The organism is Mycolicibacterium setense, from assembly GCF_000805385.1.
Lineage (GTDB): Bacteria > Actinomycetota > Actinomycetes > Mycobacteriales > Mycobacteriaceae > Mycobacterium > Mycobacterium setense.
This window is the reverse complement of sequence record NZ_JTJW01000003.1, coordinates 13,585-30,876: the sequence shown is the minus strand read 5'-3', so window position 1 is coordinate 30,876 and position 17,292 is coordinate 13,585. Positions and strand designations below refer to the sequence as shown.

At 66.5% G+C, this 17,292-nt stretch carries 17 protein-coding genes and 2 pseudogenes; 7 read left to right on the top strand and 12 right to left on the bottom strand.

Translation table 11 applies throughout. From position 1 onward, the window contains the following. Positions 1–129 precede the first annotated feature (129 nt). Positions 130–591, top strand: a pseudogene (locus QQ25_RS01735) (XRE family transcriptional regulator); the annotation flags it as partial. A 14-nt stretch (positions 592–605) separates the two neighbouring features. On the opposite strand, the gene QQ25_RS01730 reads toward QQ25_RS01735, so the two are convergent. After that, positions 606–1,295, bottom strand: coding sequence for a hypothetical protein (locus tag QQ25_RS01730; protein WP_039312681.1), 690 nt, complete (start codon positions 1,293–1,295; stop codon positions 606–608). Then, positions 1,292–1,909 (bottom strand): hypothetical protein, encoded by a 618-nt coding sequence (locus tag QQ25_RS01725; protein ID WP_039313712.1) that lies wholly within the window; start codon positions 1,907–1,909, stop codon positions 1,292–1,294. The genes QQ25_RS01730 and QQ25_RS01725 overlap by 4 nt, the downstream gene beginning before the upstream one ends. Before the next feature lie 65 nt (positions 1,910–1,974). On the opposite strand from QQ25_RS01725, the gene QQ25_RS01720 reads away from it, so the two are divergent. Both QQ25_RS01720 and QQ25_RS01715 read left to right on the top strand, forming a co-directional pair. Continuing rightward, a complete protein-coding gene (locus QQ25_RS01720) occupies positions 1,975–3,963 on the top strand; it encodes a M13 family metallopeptidase (RefSeq protein WP_039312678.1) in 1,989 nt (662 codons plus the stop codon). A gap of 31 nt (positions 3,964–3,994) precedes the next feature. Continuing rightward, on the top strand, positions 3,995–4,387 hold the full coding sequence (locus QQ25_RS01715; RefSeq protein WP_052235556.1) for a DUF4240 domain-containing protein: 393 nt from the start codon (positions 3,995–3,997) through the stop codon (positions 4,385–4,387). 55 nt (positions 4,388–4,442) lie between these two features. On the opposite strand, the gene QQ25_RS01710 is transcribed toward QQ25_RS01715, so the two are convergent. Together QQ25_RS01710 and QQ25_RS01705 are read right to left on the bottom strand one after the other, a co-directional pair. Next, on the bottom strand, positions 4,443–5,459 hold the full coding sequence (locus QQ25_RS01710; RefSeq protein ID WP_039312675.1) for a L,D-transpeptidase: 1,017 nt from the start codon (positions 5,457–5,459) through the stop codon (positions 4,443–4,445). Positions 5,460–5,601: 142 nt separating this feature from the next. Then, complete coding sequence (locus tag QQ25_RS01705; RefSeq protein WP_039312672.1) at positions 5,602–6,843, bottom strand: MFS transporter; 1,242 nt, start codon at positions 6,841–6,843, stop codon at positions 5,602–5,604. 105 nt (positions 6,844–6,948) lie between these two features. Here QQ25_RS01705 and QQ25_RS01700 point away from each other — a divergent pair, with 105 nt between their 5' ends. After that, positions 6,949–7,248 (top strand): MTH1187 family thiamine-binding protein, encoded by a 300-nt coding sequence (locus QQ25_RS01700; protein ID WP_039312669.1) that lies wholly within the window; start codon positions 6,949–6,951, stop codon positions 7,246–7,248. A gap of 106 nt (positions 7,249–7,354) precedes the next feature. On the opposite strand, the gene ricR is transcribed toward QQ25_RS01700, so the two are convergent. Both ricR and QQ25_RS01690 read right to left on the bottom strand, forming a co-directional pair. Further along, positions 7,355–7,654 (bottom strand): copper-sensing transcriptional repressor RicR, encoded by a 300-nt coding sequence (gene ricR, locus QQ25_RS01695; RefSeq protein ID WP_029106480.1) that lies wholly within the window; start codon positions 7,652–7,654, stop codon positions 7,355–7,357. Positions 7,655–7,693: 39 nt separating this feature from the next. Further along, positions 7,694–9,532 (bottom strand): serine/threonine-protein kinase, encoded by a 1,839-nt coding sequence (locus QQ25_RS01690; protein WP_039312664.1) that lies wholly within the window; start codon positions 9,530–9,532, stop codon positions 7,694–7,696. 84 nt (positions 9,533–9,616) lie between these two features. Between QQ25_RS01690 and QQ25_RS30460 the strand changes: the two genes are divergently transcribed. The 3 genes from QQ25_RS30460 (at position 9,617) to QQ25_RS01675 (ending at position 13,517) form a co-directional block, all read left to right on the top strand. Then, on the top strand, positions 9,617–10,387 hold the full coding sequence (locus QQ25_RS30460; RefSeq protein WP_039312662.1) for a DUF2510 domain-containing protein: 771 nt from the start codon (positions 9,617–9,619) through the stop codon (positions 10,385–10,387). Between the two features lie 52 nt (positions 10,388–10,439). Next, positions 10,440–12,152, top strand: coding sequence for a dihydroxy-acid dehydratase (gene ilvD / locus QQ25_RS01680; protein ID WP_039376848.1), 1,713 nt, complete (start codon positions 10,440–10,442; stop codon positions 12,150–12,152). A gap of 213 nt (positions 12,153–12,365) precedes the next feature. Further along, positions 12,366–13,517, top strand: a complete 1,152-nt coding sequence (locus tag QQ25_RS01675; RefSeq protein ID WP_039376845.1) for an ankyrin repeat domain-containing protein — start codon at positions 12,366–12,368, stop codon at positions 13,515–13,517. Positions 13,518–13,568: 51 nt separating this feature from the next. On the opposite strand, the gene QQ25_RS01670 is transcribed toward QQ25_RS01675, so the two are convergent. The 6 genes and pseudogenes from QQ25_RS01670 to QQ25_RS30455 form a co-directional block, all read right to left on the bottom strand. After that, positions 13,569–14,327: a carboxymuconolactone decarboxylase family protein gene (locus QQ25_RS01670; RefSeq protein WP_039376844.1), complete on the bottom strand. Its 759-nt coding sequence runs from the start codon at positions 14,325–14,327 to the stop codon at positions 13,569–13,571. Between the two features lie 15 nt (positions 14,328–14,342). Then, a complete protein-coding gene (locus tag QQ25_RS01665) occupies positions 14,343–14,741 on the bottom strand; it encodes a (R)-mandelonitrile lyase (protein ID WP_039312650.1) in 399 nt (132 codons plus the stop codon). 16 nt (positions 14,742–14,757) lie between these two features. After that, positions 14,758–15,132: a DUF2255 family protein gene (locus QQ25_RS01660; RefSeq protein ID WP_039376841.1), complete on the bottom strand. Its 375-nt coding sequence runs from the start codon at positions 15,130–15,132 to the stop codon at positions 14,758–14,760. Next, positions 15,129–16,118: an aldo/keto reductase gene (locus QQ25_RS01655; RefSeq protein WP_039376840.1), complete on the bottom strand. Its 990-nt coding sequence runs from the start codon at positions 16,116–16,118 to the stop codon at positions 15,129–15,131. The genes QQ25_RS01660 and QQ25_RS01655 overlap by 4 nt, the downstream gene beginning before the upstream one ends. 40 nt (positions 16,119–16,158) lie before the next feature. After that, a complete protein-coding gene (locus tag QQ25_RS01650) occupies positions 16,159–17,046 on the bottom strand; it encodes an aldo/keto reductase (RefSeq protein WP_039376838.1) in 888 nt (295 codons plus the stop codon). A 25-nt stretch (positions 17,047–17,071) separates the two neighbouring features. Continuing rightward, positions 17,072–17,215 (bottom strand): annotated as a pseudogene (locus QQ25_RS30455) (IMP dehydrogenase); the annotation flags it as partial. Between the last annotated feature and the right edge of the window lie 77 nt (positions 17,216–17,292).

The window sequence follows — 17,292 nt, the reverse complement described above, 5'->3', positions numbered from 1 at the left end:
CAGGAGCAACGGACTCCTGGGCAGGACACAAACGGACAGCGCACACAGGGGCAGGGCACGCAGACACCACGCACACCGGTACCGCGCTCGCAGCAGCCGGCACAGCCACGACAACCACGTCAGGCGAAGGCCGCACCGCCGCAGCGCCAACCCGCATTCGACGACCGGCCGGTCGAGTACTGGCCGACCGCGGCCATTCGTGCCGCATTGGAGACCGACGACATGGCGGTCTGGCAGCGGATCGTCGCCGCCATCAAGCGGGACCCGTACGGCCGGACCGCCCGGCAGGTCGAGGAAGTGCTGCAGACCGCTCGGCCCTACGGGGTTTCGAAGGCGCTGTCGGAGGTGCTGGTGCGCACCCGTGAGCACCTCGAGGCCACCGAGCGCGCCGAGGTGGCCCGCCAGATCCAGGCCATGTTGCGCCGCTCCGAACTACAGGCACCCGAGTTCGCTTCGCGCGTCGGGGTGTCCAACGAGTCCTTCGCCGATTACCTGGAGGGCACCGTCAGCCCGCCGGCCTCGCTGCTGCTGCGCATGCAGCGGCTCTCGGACCGGTTCGCGAAACTGTCCGCGCAGCGTTCCGCGAAGTAGTCCGGCGCCACCCCCTAGCGCGAGTGCAACGGGGTGACGTTGTCGACGAGCCAGCGTCCGTCGGTCTTGCTCAGGGCCACGCGCAGCGCCATCACCGCATTGTCGGTCGGTTTACCCGGCGCGCTCTGAGTTCCGCGGAGCACCACGGCCACACTGGCCACCTGTGGACCCAATGCCTCCACCCCGGCCGAGATGGTGGCGGCGGTGGCCGATACGTTCTTGCTGGCCAATTCCTTTGCCACATTGGCGAATTCGTTCTTGAACTGCTCCGCCTGCTGCGGCGACATCATCGCGGTGGCGCGGTCTATCGAGGCCGTCGGGCTCTGCGGGCTGAAGGTGGCGGTGGCCTCCGAGACGCTGCTGGCGATGCGCACCACCTCGTCGCGGTCGTTGTTGAAGGTGCGGTCGGGCACGGTCCAGCGCAGATAGCCCACCGTCACCGCGGCCACCACCGCGGCGGCAGCCACCCCGGCGACCGCGAGCCGCAGGCCGGGGGCATCGTCGTCGGTGCCCAGCGTCACGCCGTCGCGGCGGGCCAGCACGATGTTGACGATGACGCCCTGCACGATCAGCAGGCACAGCACCGAGCACAGCGAGACCCACCACAGCGGCCAGGCCAACGCCAGGCCGATGTAGAGCAACGCCGCGATCGCGGCGAGCGGGGCCAGGATGTCGAACGCCAGGACGCGCAACCGGTTCCTCATCGGATCGGCTCCAGCCGGGAGACCATCAGCGTGCCGTCGACATCGGAGACGTCCAGCCGCAACGTCCAGCGCACGGTCTGAGGCTTGTCGGTGCCCGCGTTCTCGCTGACGGACGTGGCGACCACCAGCACGGTGTCGGTGCGCGCGACCATCCCGGCCAACTCGGTCTTGGGTGCGGGCACCGGACGACCGTCAGGTCCTGGCGGCGGGTGGTACAGCGATTCGATGGCCACCGAATCGATCTGGCCGGTGGTGCGGGCCTGCAACCGCTGCACCAGGTCGCGGTACGGCTGCACGGCAGCGTCGAAGTCGGAGTTGAGCTGACCGACGGTTCCCTCGCGCAGCTTCTGCATACCGGCCTCGACGGAGTCCTTGTTGATGTTGATCAGGACGTTGGTCCAGTCGGCGGCAGTCCGCAGCACGCGGGTCTGGTAGGCGCGCTCGTCGGCCTCGTCGCGGTGCCCGTTCCACACCATGGCGGCCAGCACCACCGCCACGATCGCGATCAGGCCGGCGACCGCCGAGGCGAAGCCGAAGCCGGTGATCGCCCCGCCGGGGTGATCGGCTGGGCTGTCCTTGCTGTCCTTGCTGTCCTTGCTAGGCGCCTCGGGCATGGCCGTGAGGGTACCGGCAGCGCGACCGGCCCAGCGCACCCGCGGCCTTCTGGAAGAATGTCGGGGTGACGGTAGAAGCGATCAAGTCGGGTATCGACCTGAACCATGTCGACCCGCAGGCCCGCCCGCAAGACGATCTGTTCGGCCACGTCAACGGCCGCTGGTTGACCGACTACGAGATTCCGGCCGACCGCGCCACCGACGGCGCCTTCCGGCTGCTGCACGACCGCGCCGAGGAACAGATCCGCGATCTGATCACCGCCGCCGCTGCTTCCGGTGCGCCGGCAGGCACCGACGAGCAGCGCATCGGTGACTTGTACGCCAGCTTCATGGACGAGCAGGCCATCGCCGCCCGCGGCCTGGCGCCGCTGCTCGCGGAGCTCGCCCTGATCGACGGGGCGGCCGACCGCGATGCACTGGCCGCCGTCTTGGGCGGGCTGGAGCGCACCGGCGTATCCGGCGGCGCCGGTGTTTACGTGGACACCGATTCGAAGGATTCGACGCGCTACCTGCTGCACGTGAGCCAGGGTGGCCTCGGTCTGCCCGACGAGTCCTACTACCGCGAAGATCAGCACGCCGAGATCCTGGCCGCGTATCCCGGCCATATCGCGCGGATGTTCACGCTGGTCTACGGGGCGGAGACGGCGGATGCCCAGAGTGAGACCGCGGCACGGATCGTGGCGCTGGAATCCAAGCTGGCCGCCGCGCACTGGGATGTGGTCAAGCGCCGCGACGCGGATCTGACCTACAACCTGCGCACCTTCGCCGACCTGTCGGCCGACGCGCCCGGATTCGATTGGACCGGGTGGCTCGGTGCGCTCGGCAGCACCCCCGAGAAAGTGTCCGAGCTGGTGCTCCGTCAGCCCGATTACGTGACGGCATTCGCCGCACTATGGGCGAGCGAGGATCTGGAGGACCTGAAGGCCTGGACCCGCTGGCGTGTCATCCATTCGCGTGCCGGGTTGCTGACCGACGAGCTGGTGGCCGAGAACTTCGACTTCTACGGCCGCACCCTCTCGGGCACCGAGCAGAACCGCGACCGCTGGAAGCGCGGCGTCTCCCTGGTCGAGGGCCTGATGGGCGACTCGCTGGGCAAGCTCTACGTCGAGCGGTATTTTCCGCCGGAGGCCAAGGCCCGGATGGACGAGCTGGTGGCCAACCTGCGCGAGGCGTACCGCGTCAGCATCAACGACCTGGACTGGATGACGCCCGAGACCCGGGCCAAGGCGCTGGTGAAGCTGGACAAGTTCACCCCCAAGATCGGCTATCCGGCCCGCTGGCGCGACTATTCGGCGCTGGTGGTCGAGCGTGATGACCTCTACGGCAATTACCGGCGCGGCCACGTGGTCAACTCCGATCGGGAGCTGGCCAAGCTGGGCGGCCCGGTGGACCGCGACGAATGGTTCATGACGCCGCAGACGGTCAATGCGTACTACAACCCGGGGATGAACGAGATCGTCTTTCCCGCAGCCATTCTGCAGCCGCCGTTCTTCGACGCCGAGGCTGACGACGCGGCCAACTACGGCGGTATCGGGGCGGTGATCGGGCACGAGATCGGGCACGGTTTCGATGATCAGGGCGCCAAGTACGACGGTGACGGCAACCTGGTGGACTGGTGGACCGATGCCGATCGCGCCGAATTCGGGGTACGCACAAAGGCTTTGATCGATCAGTACGAGCAGTTCAGCCCGCGCGGGCTGGATCAGTCCCATCATGTCAACGGCGCGTTCACCGTCGGGGAGAACATCGGCGACCTCGGCGGGCTGTCCATCGCCCTGCTGGCCTACCAGCTGTCGCTGAAGGGCAAGGAGGCGCCGGTGATCGACGGGCTGACGGGCGTGCAGCGCGTCTACTTCGGCTGGGCACAGGTGTGGCGGACCAAATCCCGTGACGCCGAGGCGATCCGGCGCTTGGCGGTGGATCCCCACTCGCCGCCGGAGTTCCGCTGCAACGGCGTCATCCGCAACATCGACTCGTTCTACGAGGCGTTCGAGGTCTCCGAATCCGACGAGCTCTACCTGGAGCCGGACCAACGCGTGCGCATCTGGAACTAGGGCCTGTTCGTCTGGAAGATCAGGAGCGACTTTGGTTGACGATGTTCGTCACGACGAGGGTCCGGACGTCGACTGGTTCTGGGATGCCATAGCGGAGGCCTCGCGGAGCCGCGATCAGCTTCGTGAAATTCTCGGACGACTACCGAAGGGCGCCGTCCACAAGTTCCAAGATCTGTTCTTGGACTTCGCCGCCGAGCTCCAGGACGAGCCATATCGGTCCCATCTCGGGCCCGACGAGTCTGAAGATGGCCTTGAAGACGCAGCACACTGGGTGGTCAGCCAAGGGCGGGAGAAATATGAAGCGGTCCTCGTAGAGCCAAGCCGGATGCCGTCACACGTCGACGTCGGTGATCCAGCCAACCTTGGTGGGCTCGCATACGAGGTCTACTTTCACCGGTTCGGGGAGCCGCTGGACCTGACCTAGTCCCGATACCAAAAACCCCGCAGCGAGCTGCGGGGTTTTTGGTATCGACGTTCCTCTAGAACATCTGCCAGTCGGATGCACCGTCAGGCGTGTTGTACCAACCGCCACCGGTGTTCTTGATCACCACGGGGTCGCCGCTGCCGAAGTTGTCGTAGAACCACTTGGCGTTCTCCGCGCTGAGGTTGATGCAGCCGTGGCTGACGTTGCGCTTGCCCTGGTCGCCGACCGACCACGGCGCACTGTGCACGAAGATGCCGCTGTTGTCGATGCGGACGGCGTCCTTCACCTTCAGCTTGTAACCCTCTTTGGAGTCCACCGGCACGCCATAGGTGGAGGAATCCATCACGATGTCGGGGAACTTCTCCAGCACGTAGTACGTGCCGTTCTTGGTCTCGTGCTTGCCGTCGGGCTTGCCCATCGACACCGGGAAGGTCTTCTCCAGCTTCCCGTTGCGCATGATCTGCATCGTGTGGGCCTTGTCATCGACGGTGGCCACCAGGTAGTCGCCCACCCGGAAGCTCGACTTGGTGCCGGCCGCGTCGATGTTCACCACGGTGTTGGACGGCCAGAAGTCCTGGGGCCGCCACCGCAGCTGGGTGTCGGTGACCCAGTAGAACCGGCCCGCCACGGGCGGGTTGGACGTGATGCGGATGGCGTCCTGCGCCATCTGCCGATCGGCGATCGGCCGCTGGAAGTTGATGTAGATGGGCTTGGCGACACCCACCATGGAACCGTTGACCGGGTTGAACGACGGCGGCAGGAACGGCGCCTCACCGGTGAACGGCTCGGAGCTCTGCCCGGGCGCAGTGCCCTCGAACGGGACGGTCGGGGAACCGTAGTTGATGATCGGCGCGGGTGCCGCGGGAGCGCCCGGAGCAGCGGCGGCCGGAGCCGCCGGGTCGGCCGGCAGCGGGGGGATGTACGCGCCCGGAGGCGGGCCCGGGACAGCAGGGTCGACGGGCGCCGGCGGCACCTCGGGATCTGCATAGGCGGACGGGCTGAGTACCATTCCACCGACTACTCCCGCGGCTATGAACGCGGTGATCAGTCGACGTTTTGCCGATTTCGGCATGTGTAACCTCCAGACAGCACAACTGGCTCCAGTGTCTCACAACGCAATGACCAGCTACTGCCGCGAGAGCCTGCCATTCCCCGACAGCGACTGATACCACGGCGCTGAACTGCGATGTTTATCGACTGTAAGTCGGCTCGCGTTACTTCTCGGTGGTAGCGCAGGAAACTGTGAACACGCCGCGAGACAGCGCAACACCACACATGGCGACGATGATCAGCGCCGCGGCCACGCTGATGGTGGGTGCCGCACCACCGTGGTCGTACACCGCACCGCCGATCAGCGCACCGCCCATGATGCCGACCTGGAAGGCCGCGACATACCGGCCGGACGCGCCGTCGGGGTCTTCCGGTGCGGTGCGCATCGCCGAGGCCTGCAGCATGGGCGGCAAAGCCGTCGACGCCGCGCCCCAGACCACCACCGCCACCACGCCGAGCATCACGACAGCCGTTCCGGACCACGATTCGAGGGCCAGCACCGACAGGGTCAGCAACGCGGCAGCCAGTGCGGCCAGGCAGCCCACCACGGAGGCTTTGGGCCACCGGTCCAGGGGTGGGGCCATGACAGCCATCCCGGCCAGGCCGGCCACGCCGAACCCGGCCAGCAGCCAGGCCAGGTGCGGCCCGTGTATCCCGACCACGTCCCGGATGATCACCACGATGAACGTGAAGGCGATGAAATGCCCGGTGACTCCGATCAGGGTGAGCACCGACAGGGTGAGCAGGCGACGGTTGTGCCGATGGCCGTGCGGCACCCCGGAGGCCTGTGTGACACCAGATGCGGGCGGCAGCGGAGGCAGCGTCGTCCACGCGGTCACGGCGACCACGGCCGCGGCGACGGCGATGACCGCCACCGCGGCCCGCCAGCCCCACACCGCGCTGAGCGCCGCGGCGAGCGGATTGCCCACCACCAGTGCCAGGCCCGTGCCCACATAGACCGCGGCGGTAGCCCTGCCGGCGTGACTGGCCGGGACCAGCCGGGCACCGATCGGTGCGATCACCGACCACATCAGCCCATGGGCAAGCGCGCACAGCACTCGGCCGCCGGCCAGCACCGCGAAGTTGGGCGCGAGCGCCGAGATCACCTGCGAAACGGTCAGGCAGACCAGGGTGACGACCAGTGTCCGGCGTCGTGGCCAGCGTGCGGTCAAGCGCACAAGGGCGACCGTGGTCAGGGCCGCGACCAGGGCATAGCTGGCTATCAGGGTGGCGACCAGGCCCTCGCTGACCTGGAGATCGGTGGCGATCGCCGGCAGTGCACCGACCGGGAGCATCTCGGCGGTGACGTAGATGAACGCCGCCGCCGCGAGTACGGCGAGTTGTGCGGCGACGCGCGGTGTCCACGGACTGGCGGTGCGCGCTTCGCCGGTGACGCTGAAGGTCATGCTGGAATGCCACGGTAGTGCCATGATGTCGCGATCGGCGTGACGACGCGGCCTTGCTGCCGTGCGGAGGCGCGCCGGATCCGAACCCGGCGCACAATCGGTGTCGTGATCGTCGCCTTCAGCATCAGCCCGTCCGGTGGGGATGAATCCGGGAGTGTCAGTGCCGCGGTGGCCGAAGCCGTGCGGGTGGTTCGGGCCTCAGGCCTGCCCAACGAGACCAATGCCATGTTCACCAACATCGAGGGTGAATGGGATGAGGTGATGGCCGTGGTGAAGCAGGCCGTGGAAGCCGTGGCCGCTGTGTCGCCCAGGGTCAGCCTCGTGCTCAAGGCCGATATCCGGCCCGGCTACACCGGGCAACTGACGGCGAAGGTCGAGCGGATCGAACAGGCTCTGCGCGACTAGCGCGACTGGTCAAACCTCGCTTCGCCGAAATCGACACCACGGTCGTCACCAACGCGGCGGAACAACCCTGACGTAGATCTCGGCGAAGCACACTGGCGCGGAAAGCTCAGGAGCGGACCAGTCGGGCGATCGCAGCCGACGCCTCGGCCAGCTTGGCCTCGGCCTCATCGCCGCCTTCGGAGACAGCCTGCGTCACGCAATGTCCGAGATGCTCGTCGAGCAGCCCGAGCGCCACGGACTGCAGCGCACTGTTGACGGCGCTGATCTGGGTGAGGACATCGATGCAGTACTTGTCCTCGTCGATCATCTTGGCGATACCGCGGACCTGCCCCTCGATCCGGCGTAGCCGTTTCGCGTAGTTCTCTTTTTGCGGTGAATAGCCATGCACCGCCGACTCGTCAGCCATGACCCCATTGTATAGGTACCCTACGGGGGTATGCATCGATTACGGGGTCAACTCCTCGGGAGAGAACTTTCGCACCTCTTTCACACCCGAACCCATGGTGGCGTAGAGATTGCCCGCGTCATCGAACGCCATCTCGGAGAACGTTCCCAGGTAGGGCAGCTGGACCGGAGTGTTAGCACCCGCGCCCCACTTTAGAAGCCCGGTCGTTGACGCCGAATCGACGTAGACGTTGCCGGACTTGTCGACCGCGATCGCCGTGGGATTTTCGATGCTGGCGACCTGCGTCGGACCGGACGCACCGGGCGTCAACTTCAGAAGCCGATTTCCACCGTCGGTCACGTACACGTTGCCGACACTGTCAACCGCCACGCCGTCCGGATCATCGAGCTGACCCAACGGCAACGGCGTCAGGGCGCCACCAGGGGCCAGCTTCAACAGTTCATCGCGGTCGTTGAAGGCATACACATTTCCAGTCGAGTCCACCGCGATGGATGTGGTCGGTTCGCCGAGGTCCGGAAACGGCAGAACAGTCGGGGTACTCTGCCCCGCAGCCAGTTTCATCACCCGCCCTGGCGCCCATGACGTGACGTAAACGTTGTCCGAGTCGTCCACTGCGATACCGAATGACTCGAAAAGATCGCCGAACGGCAATTCCGTCGCCGCGTCGGCGCCGGATGCCAACTTCAGCACCACATCTTGGTTGAGCCCGCCTCGTCGATCAGTGATGTACACGTCGCCGCCTGGAGTGACCGCAATGCCCCAGGGATTCTGTAATCCGGTGAACGGCAACAACTCGCCATGACTGTCGAATGACAACATGTCGCGGATCCCGGAATCCGTAGCGATACCCCACGTGGCCAAACCGACCACTGTGGTCACCGCGACAGCCAATCCGCCGACAACGACCCGACGCCGCCGGGACCGCCGCTTCTTCGTTGTGGCGGGCTGATCGACGTACGGCGGCGGCAAATCCAGCCGCGGCGTACGCGGTGGCGACCAGTCCACCTGCCGTACCGGATCGGCCATGACCGTCTCCGCCTGATGAAAATCAGGGCGGCTCAACACATCCCGCGCGCCCGCTGCCAGCGCCCCGGCACTGGGGTACCTGTCGCACGGATCTTTGGCCATCCCCTTGGCGATCACGGAATCCAGGGCCTGCGGGACACCGGGCCGACGCCCGCTGGCCGCCGGGACCGGCGATGACAGATGCCCGTTGATGACTGATGGCGTGTCGCCGGAAAACGGGGGCGATCCCGTCACGCACTCGAAAAGGACACACGCCAATGCGTACACGTCTCCGGCCACCCCGGCGTCTTCCCCGGAGAAGCGCTCGGGCGCCATGTACGCCAGGGTGCCGACCGCCGTGCCGCTACGCGTCAGTCTCGTGTCCCCGTCAGCATTGGCCAACCCGAAATCGACCAGATAGGCGAAGTCGCCATCGGTCAGCAAGATGTTGGCGGGCTTGACATCCCGGTGCACGATCGACTGCGCGTGCGCGGCGTCGAGCGCCGCTGCAACTTGTGACACCACGTCGACGGCACGCGCGGGATCCATCGCGCCTATGTCCGCGAGCAATCCCCTCACGTCGGTGCCCTCGATCAACCGCATGTCGATGAACAACCGGCCGTCGATCTCACCGCAGCTGTGCACCGGTACCACGTGAGGCTCATGCAGCCGGCCAGCCGTCTGCGCTTCGCGGAACATTCGCTGCCGGAACGCTTCATCCTGCGAATAGGCCGGGTTGATCACTTTGAGCGCGACCCGACGACCCATCCGGGTGTCGACAGCCTCGTAGACCTCGCCGAAACCACCGCGCCCCAGCAGTCGCCCCAGCCGGTATTGGCCGAAGCCCGTCCCCTCGTCGTCAACCCCCGCCACAGCCGCATCCTGCCACGGGGCGCACCGTTGACTCACTCATTGCAATGATGAGTTCCACGGCGTCGGCCGGGCGAGGGGGAGCACATGCAGCCGCACACACCTGTGCAGGGGTGGTATGCCGACCCAGCGGACCAGACCATGGCGCGATGGTGGGACGGGAACCGCTGGACCTCGATGGTCCAGCCCCTGCCGCCGGCCGCACCGACGCCACCACCGCACCCGCTGCAGCCCGCCGCGCATCCTCCGCCCGACGGCCCCGAGGCCGTCTACCGCCGCAAGAGCTTGCTCAACGAGGAGATTCGCGCCGACGCCGACAGCATCACGTGCGACTCGACGACGCTGCGGTGGTCGGACGCCGAGTGGTACGGATACTCCATCACCAACCTCTTCTACCAGGACTACTTCATGCTGGGGATCAAGGTGGGCAAGCCGCAAGATATCGGCAGCGACCTGGTCTTTTCCGTGGGCCGCGGCCAGCGCACCCGCATCCCGGGTCCGAATCAGATTCTTCTCAAGTTCACCGGTCGTGACCAGGACAGGGCGCACTGGCAGGGCCTCGTCGCACTGTGCCGCCACCATCTCGAACCCCGGTTGCGGGACACCCTCGTCAACCGCATGCGCGCCGGTGAACGGGTCAGCATGGGCAACATCTACGCGGTCGACGCGAATGGCCTGCACTACCCACACAAGAATTGGTTCTTCCCCTGGGCGAACACCCAGATCATCGTGGACAACGGCATGGTCATCCTCATCCCGCCCACCGGGCGGAAGAAGGACCAGCTGGGGATGACCCCCGACCATCCGAACGCCCAGCTGGTGCCCTACCTGCAGTCCGTGTTCACGGGCCGCAGCTGACAGAGGGTTGCCTCAGCTCAATCCGATTAGACGCACTGCGCATACTTGAACAATGAGCACAACGCCCGCCGATAAGTCGGTCGATATCAAACCCCGCAGCCGCGACGTCACCGACGGCCTGGAGAAAACCGCAGCCCGCGGAATGCTCCGCGCGGTAGGTATGGGCGACGACGACTGGGTCAAGCCGCAGATCGGTGTCGGCTCGTCGTGGAACGAGATCACCCCGTGCAACATGTCGCTGCAACGCCTCGCCCAGGACGTCAAGGCCGGCGTGCACGAGGCCGGCGGCTACCCGCTGGAGTTCGGCACCATCTCGGTGTCCGACGGCATCTCGATGGGCCACGAGGGCATGCACTTCTCGCTGGTCTCCCGTGAGGTGATCGCCGACAGCGTCGAGACAGTGGTGCAGGCCGAGCGCCTGGACGGCACCGTGCTGCTGGCCGGCTGTGACAAGTCCATCCCCGGCATGCTGATGGCGGCCGCGCGCCTGGATCTCGCGAGCGTGTTCTTCTACAACGGCTCGATCATGCCGGGCATTGCCAAACTGACCGACGGCACCGAAAAGGAAGTCACGATCATCGACGCCTTCGAGGCGGTCGGGGCGTGCGCGCGGGGGCTGATGTCGCGCGAGGACGTCGACATCATCGAACGGGCGATCTGTCCGGGCGAGGGTGCGTGCGGCGGTATGTACACGGCCAACACCATGGCCAGCGCCGCCGAGGCACTCGGACTGTCGCTGCCCGGCAGCGCATCACCCGTGGCCATCGACAAGCGCCGCGACGAATACGCCCGCAAGTCGGGTGAGGCGGTCGTCGAACTGCTGCGCCGTGGCATCACCGCACGGGACATCCTCACCAAGGAAGCCTTCGAAAACGCCATCGCCGTCGTCATGGCGTTCGGCGGATCGACCAACGCCGTGCTGCACCTGCTGGCGATCGCCCGTGAGGCCGAAGTCGAGTTGACGCTGGCCGATTTCACCCGCGTGGGCAACAAGGTGCCGCATCTGGCCGACGTCAAACCCTTTGGCCGCCACGTGATGAAGGACGTCGACGAGATCGGCGGCGTGCCGGTGGTGATGCGTGCGCTGCTGGATGCCGGTCTGCTGCACGGCGATTGCCTGACCGTCACCGGTAAGACCATGGCCGAGAACCTGGCCCACATCGCGCCGCCCGACCCCGACGGCAAGGTGCTGCGGGCGATGAACAACCCGATCCACCCGACCGGCGGCATCACGATCCTGCACGGCTCGCTCGCTCCCGAGGGTGCGGTGGTGAAGTCCGCGGGCTTTGATTCCGACGTGTTCGAGGGCACCGCACGGGTTTTCGAGCGCGAGCGGGCAGCGCTGGACGCTCTCGAGGACGGCACCATCACACACGGCGACGTCGTGGTCATCCGCTACGAGGGCCCCAAGGGTGGCCCGGGTATGCGCGAGATGCTGGCCATCACCGGCGCCATCAAGGGTGCCGGGCTGGGCAAGGACGTGCTGCTGATGACCGACGGTCGATTCTCCGGTGGAACGACCGGCCTGTGCGTCGGGCACATCGCCCCGGAGGCCGTGGACGGCGGGCCGATCGCGTTCGTCAAAGACGGTGACCGGATCCGGCTCGACGTGGCGAGCGGAACATTGGATCTCCTCGTCGACGAGGCCGAACTCGAGGCTCGCAAGGTCGGTTTCGAGCCGCTGCCGCCCGTCTACACCAAGGGTGTGCTCGCCAAGTACACCAAGCTGGTCCAGTCCGCCGCCGTCGGCGCCGTCTGCAACTGACCCCTGCACCGCGAGCGTGCGTGTCTGTCCGCCGACACACCCGCACAACGTCGGCATTTCACGCACGCTCGCGGGCCGGTAGTGTGGCGTCCGGGCGTGCAGGACCGCCCGACGTCCGCTCGAAGGGGCTCAGCCTCCCTGCATACTGAGTTGCCGTGTGACCGACCTCTTCTCAGCTCGATCGCGGACGCGGGCATGTGAGAGGAGGCCGTCATGGCCAGCCGTCTGCCGAGCAATCCGTCGATCGACCACCTGCGTGCCGAAGCCCGCAAGCTGCAGCGTGTGAATGGCACCCAGCTGCACGAAGCCCAGTTCGCCGTCGCCCGCGACTACGGTTTCAGCGGCTGGCCCAGGCTCGTGCACTACCTGCGCGACGCGGCCGCGCTCAGCGTCGACCCCGGCGCGCTCGACGAGGACAGCCTGGACTCCGCGGACCGGTTCTGCTCGTGGGCATCGTTGCGCTACAACGAAACCGATGCGCCGCCACGCTGGGAGGCCGCGGCCGATCTGCTCGACGCCACACCGGATCTGGTCGACAAACACATCTGGGCCGCCGCCTCGGCCACGAATCCGAACGCCCTGGCCGTACACCTCGCCAAGCAGCCCGCCCTGGCAACGACCGGCGGCGGTCCGTTTGGCTGGACTCCGTTGTTGTATCTCTGCTACTCGCGAGTTCCGTTGGGCCGCAACGTCGACGACGTGCTCGCAGCCGCGACATTGTTGCTCGACGCGGGCGCCGACCCGAATGCGGGCTACCTGTGGTGCGGGCTGTCGACACCGTTCACGGCGCTGACGGGGGTGTTCGGCGAGGGCGAGCAGGGTCCGCGGCGTCAGCCCCGGCATCCGTTCGCAGCCGAGCTGGCCGCCCTGCTGCTGAACCACGGAGCGCATCCCGTCGACCAACAGACGTTGTACAACCGCATGTTCCGGGCCGATGACTCACACCTGGAACTGCTGTTCGCGCACGGGCTTACCGACGCTGTGCCGAGTCCGTGGGAGCTGCGCCTCGGCGAAGCGATGGAATCCCGCGACGAGATGTGGCGCCGCCAGGTCGATTGGGCCGCCGAGCACGGGTTCACCGCGCGGCTCGACCTGTTGGCCCGGCACGGAATCGACGTGTCCGGCGTGCATGTGGTCGCCCCTGTGTTCCCGGACGACCCGAACGCGCTCGACGACGAAGGCGCCACCCCGCTGCACCAGGCCGCCTGGGCCGGCGACCTCGAACTGATCCGGCGTCTCCTCGACGCCGGGGCCGATCCCACCATCACCGACCGGCGCTTCGGTTCGACTCCCCTGGAATGGGCCGAGCACGCCTACCAGACCGAAGCCGCCGATCTGCTGCGGCCGATCACTCCCCGCAGGTAAGTGGCTGCGGAACGGCGCCTCCTCAGTCTCATCGTGATTCTTCGTCGTCGGTCAACGAGCCTTGGTGACGTCATTGACGGCGTTGAGACCGTTGAGGGTGCGCGGATAGCCGATGAACGGAAGCACCACGGTCAGCACCGACAGCAGGGTGGATCGATCATTGCCGACGTTGAGGTTGGCCGCCACGTGACCCTTCACCTGCGCGTCGGCTCCGCCCAGTGCGACGAGCATCGAAAAGGTCAGCAGTTCACGGGTCTTCACGTCAATCCCGGCGCGGGTGAGATAGTCGCCGAAGCAGTTCGCCGACAGATACCGTTGGAAGTGGCTCTCGTCATCGGCTGCGGCGGCGTACATGCCGTCGACGAGCTCATCACCGACGATGCGCTTCTGCACCGCAATACCTTTGTCTGCCCGGGTTTCCGGTGTCGTCGTAGATTGGCCGGGCAGCGGCAATTGCACGCCGCGCTCGGTCAGCACGTCGTTGGTGGCGTGCAGGAAGTCGAACACCTTGGCCAGACCGACATACGGCACAGCCTGATAGACGATCTCCTTGACCTCCACCGGTGTCACCCCGGCCGTCAGTGCGGCGCCCAGCATGGCCCGGAACTCGCTGACGGATTGAGAGGCGATGATCGAGGCCAACTGAACCATCAGCCGGGTGCCCACGTCCAAGTTGGCGTCGCCCAGTACCTCATCGAAAGCGAAATTGTCGAAGACTTCGATCAACTCGGGGTCTGTGACCGCCAAGGCTGAAACGTGATCGGGAAAGAGCTCATCGTGGTTGCGTTTGGCGGTTTCGCTGATCGCCATGATCTCTCCTTATGGTCAGCCGAGGTATTCCTCGTCGGTGACGTGCTCAAGCCACGTCGTGGTGGTGGCGGGGTCGTCGGCGTTGTCGAGCATCGCGAGGTGTTCCATGAACGAGTCGGGGCTGGCGCCGTGCCAGTGCTCCTCGCCCGGCGGGCAGTAGATGGTCTGCCCGGGGTGGGCCTCGACCTTCTCCGCGCCTCGCGACTGCACCCATGCCACTCCCTGGGTGACGTGAAGCGTCTGGCCCAGCGCGTGTGAATGCCAGGCCGTGCGGGCGCCCGGAGCGAACCGCACCTTGGCGACCGTCATCCGTTGCCCCGCTTCGCGCGGGTATGCGATCGGATCCAGCCAGACGTCGCCGGTGAACTGCTCGGGCGGGTTCTTGGTAGTTGGGTTGCGGGCGTCGACCTGCATGTCCGTTTCCTCTCGGTCAGTCGCGGGGCGTCACCCGCAGCGTCGTCTCCAGCACGTCATCGCCGGTGACCGCGCCGACGGGACCGGGGCCGTACCGGTCGTATTTGGCGTGATACGTCGCGGTGATCTCGTCGGCCAAGGCGGGTGGCGCCGGTTCGAACGTCACGTCCCGTTCCACACCGCCGGATTCGATCCGGGCGCCGGTCTTCTGGGCGCGGCGGAACCAGCCGTTCTCCGGTCCATGCGCAGAACGCACAAAGATCGCATCGCCGACGCGGACCTGCCAGATCGGAATCGGTTGCCGGGCCGTGCCGTCCGGACGGTATGTCGCAATGTGGAGCTCATACGCGTCACCGATGCCGCGCAGTTCATCCTCGGTCCACCCGCTCACAGGCCCACCATGGCCATGCCGGCGTCGTTGTAGCGGTTGCCTTGCACGCCGACCCGCGTGGCGAGCGCATCGAGGTCGGCGATCTCGTCGGCCGAGAGCGCGACCTGGGTAGCGCCGGCGTTCTCATCGACGCGGCCACGGCGGCGGGTACCGGGGATCGGCACGATCCACGGCTGCTGGGCGAGCAACCAGGCCAGCGCGATCTGTCCGGGGGTGGCGTTCTTCGCCTCGGCGAGGCCGCGGACGTGAGCCACCAAAGCCTCGTTGGCAGTGATGTTCTCGGCGTTGAACCGCGGGATCGTGTTCCGAACGTCGCCGGCGGCGAACTCGGTCGACGCGGCGACGGTGCCGGTGAGGAAGCCCTTGCCGAGCGGGCTGAACGGCACGAACCCGACGCCGAGTTCGGCGCAGGTGGGCAGCACTTCGGGTTCGGGGTCACGGGTCCACAGCGAGTACTCACTCTGCACCGCGGTCACGGGATGCACGCCGTGGGCGCGTCGGATCGTCGAGGCGCCGGCCTCCGACAGCCCGAAGTGGCGTACCTTGCCGGCCTTTACGAGTTCCCCGACCGCTCCCGCCACGTCCTCGATGGGCACGTCGGGGTCGACCCGGTGTTGATAGAAGAGGTCGATGACGTCCGTCCGCAACCGTCGCAGCGACGCGTCGGCGACCCGCTTGATCTGTTCGGGCCGTGAGTCGGTGCCAGACATCTTGCCGTCGACGATGTTCCAGCCGAACTTGGTGGCGATGACCACCTGGTCGCGTACCGGGGCCAGCGCCTCACCGACGAGTTCCTCGTTGACGTAAGGCCCGTACACCTCGGCAGTGTCGATGAACGTCACCCCCGCCTCGTCGACGGCGTAGCGCAGCACCCCGATCATGTCGTCGCGGCCGCCGGGATTGGGTCCATAACCCTGCGACATTCCCATGGCGCCGAGACCGATCGCCGAGACCTGCAGGCCTTGGCCGAGTGTGCGTGTGTGCATGAATCCTCCTCAGGTGCTCTGTTCTTCGCGCAAGCGCTCATCACCCGGCTTCGGGAATTTCGATCCCGAACTTTTCTCGGGTGATGTCTTCGGGTTCCGGGCCGCCGCGCACACCGGTGTCGAGCGCATCGATGGCGGCGAGTTGGCCAGCGGTGAGTTCGAAGTCGAAGACGTCGAAGTTCTCGGCGATCCGCGACGGCGTCACCGACTTCGGAATCGCCTGACGGCCCTGTTGCAGATGCCAGCGCAGCATCACCTGTGCGGGTGTCTTCCTGTGCGCGGCGGCGATCTCGCCGATGACCGGGTCCTGCAACGTGGACCCGTGGGACCCGTCGCGGTAGAACGTGATGCCGCCGATCGGGGACCAGGCTTGGTTGAGAATGCCGAGCTGGTCGTCGATCTCGAGCAAGTCGGACTGCCGGAAGTAGGGGTGCACCTCGATCTGGTTGACCGCGGGTACCACCTCGGTCTCGGCCAGTAAGCGGTCAAGGTGGGCCGGCATGAAGTTCGAGACGCCGATCGCGCGTACTTTGCCGTCGTCGTAGAGCTTCACCAGTGCCTTGTACGCGTCGATGGTCCGCTCGAACTCGCCCGGCAACGCCTGGTGCAGGATCAGCAGATCGATCGTGCCGACTCCGAGCTTGCCGGCCGCCTTGTCGAAGGCGTGCAGGGTGGCGTCGTAACCGTAATCGGTTATCCACACCTTGGTTTCGATGAAGACGTCGTCGCGGTCCAGGCCGGAGCGGCGGATCGCCTCGCCGACGCCCCGCTCGTTGCCGTAGGCCGCGGCGGTGTCGATGTGGCGGTAGCCGGTCTCCAGCGCAACGCCGACGGCCGCAAGAGTTTCGTCCGGCGGAGTCTGGTAGACGCCGAAGCCCAGGGCCGGCATCGTCACGCCGTTGTTGAGGGTGAAGGTGGGAACGCTCATGACTGTCTCCTCTTCGCGCAAGCGCTCATCGGGGTTTGACCATCACTTTCAGTGCTTCACGAGAATCCATGGCGGCGTACGCCTCCGGCGTTTCGTCCAGGGCAACGGTGCGGTCGAATACCTTGCCCGGCTGCACCGCCGAGTCGATCACGCGGACGTCACCCGGTCCGTAGATATACGTGGCTCGCATGCTTCTAGTGAACGCCTCTGCTCGGCGCTGAGGGAGTGACGCTTGAGCGGGGTATT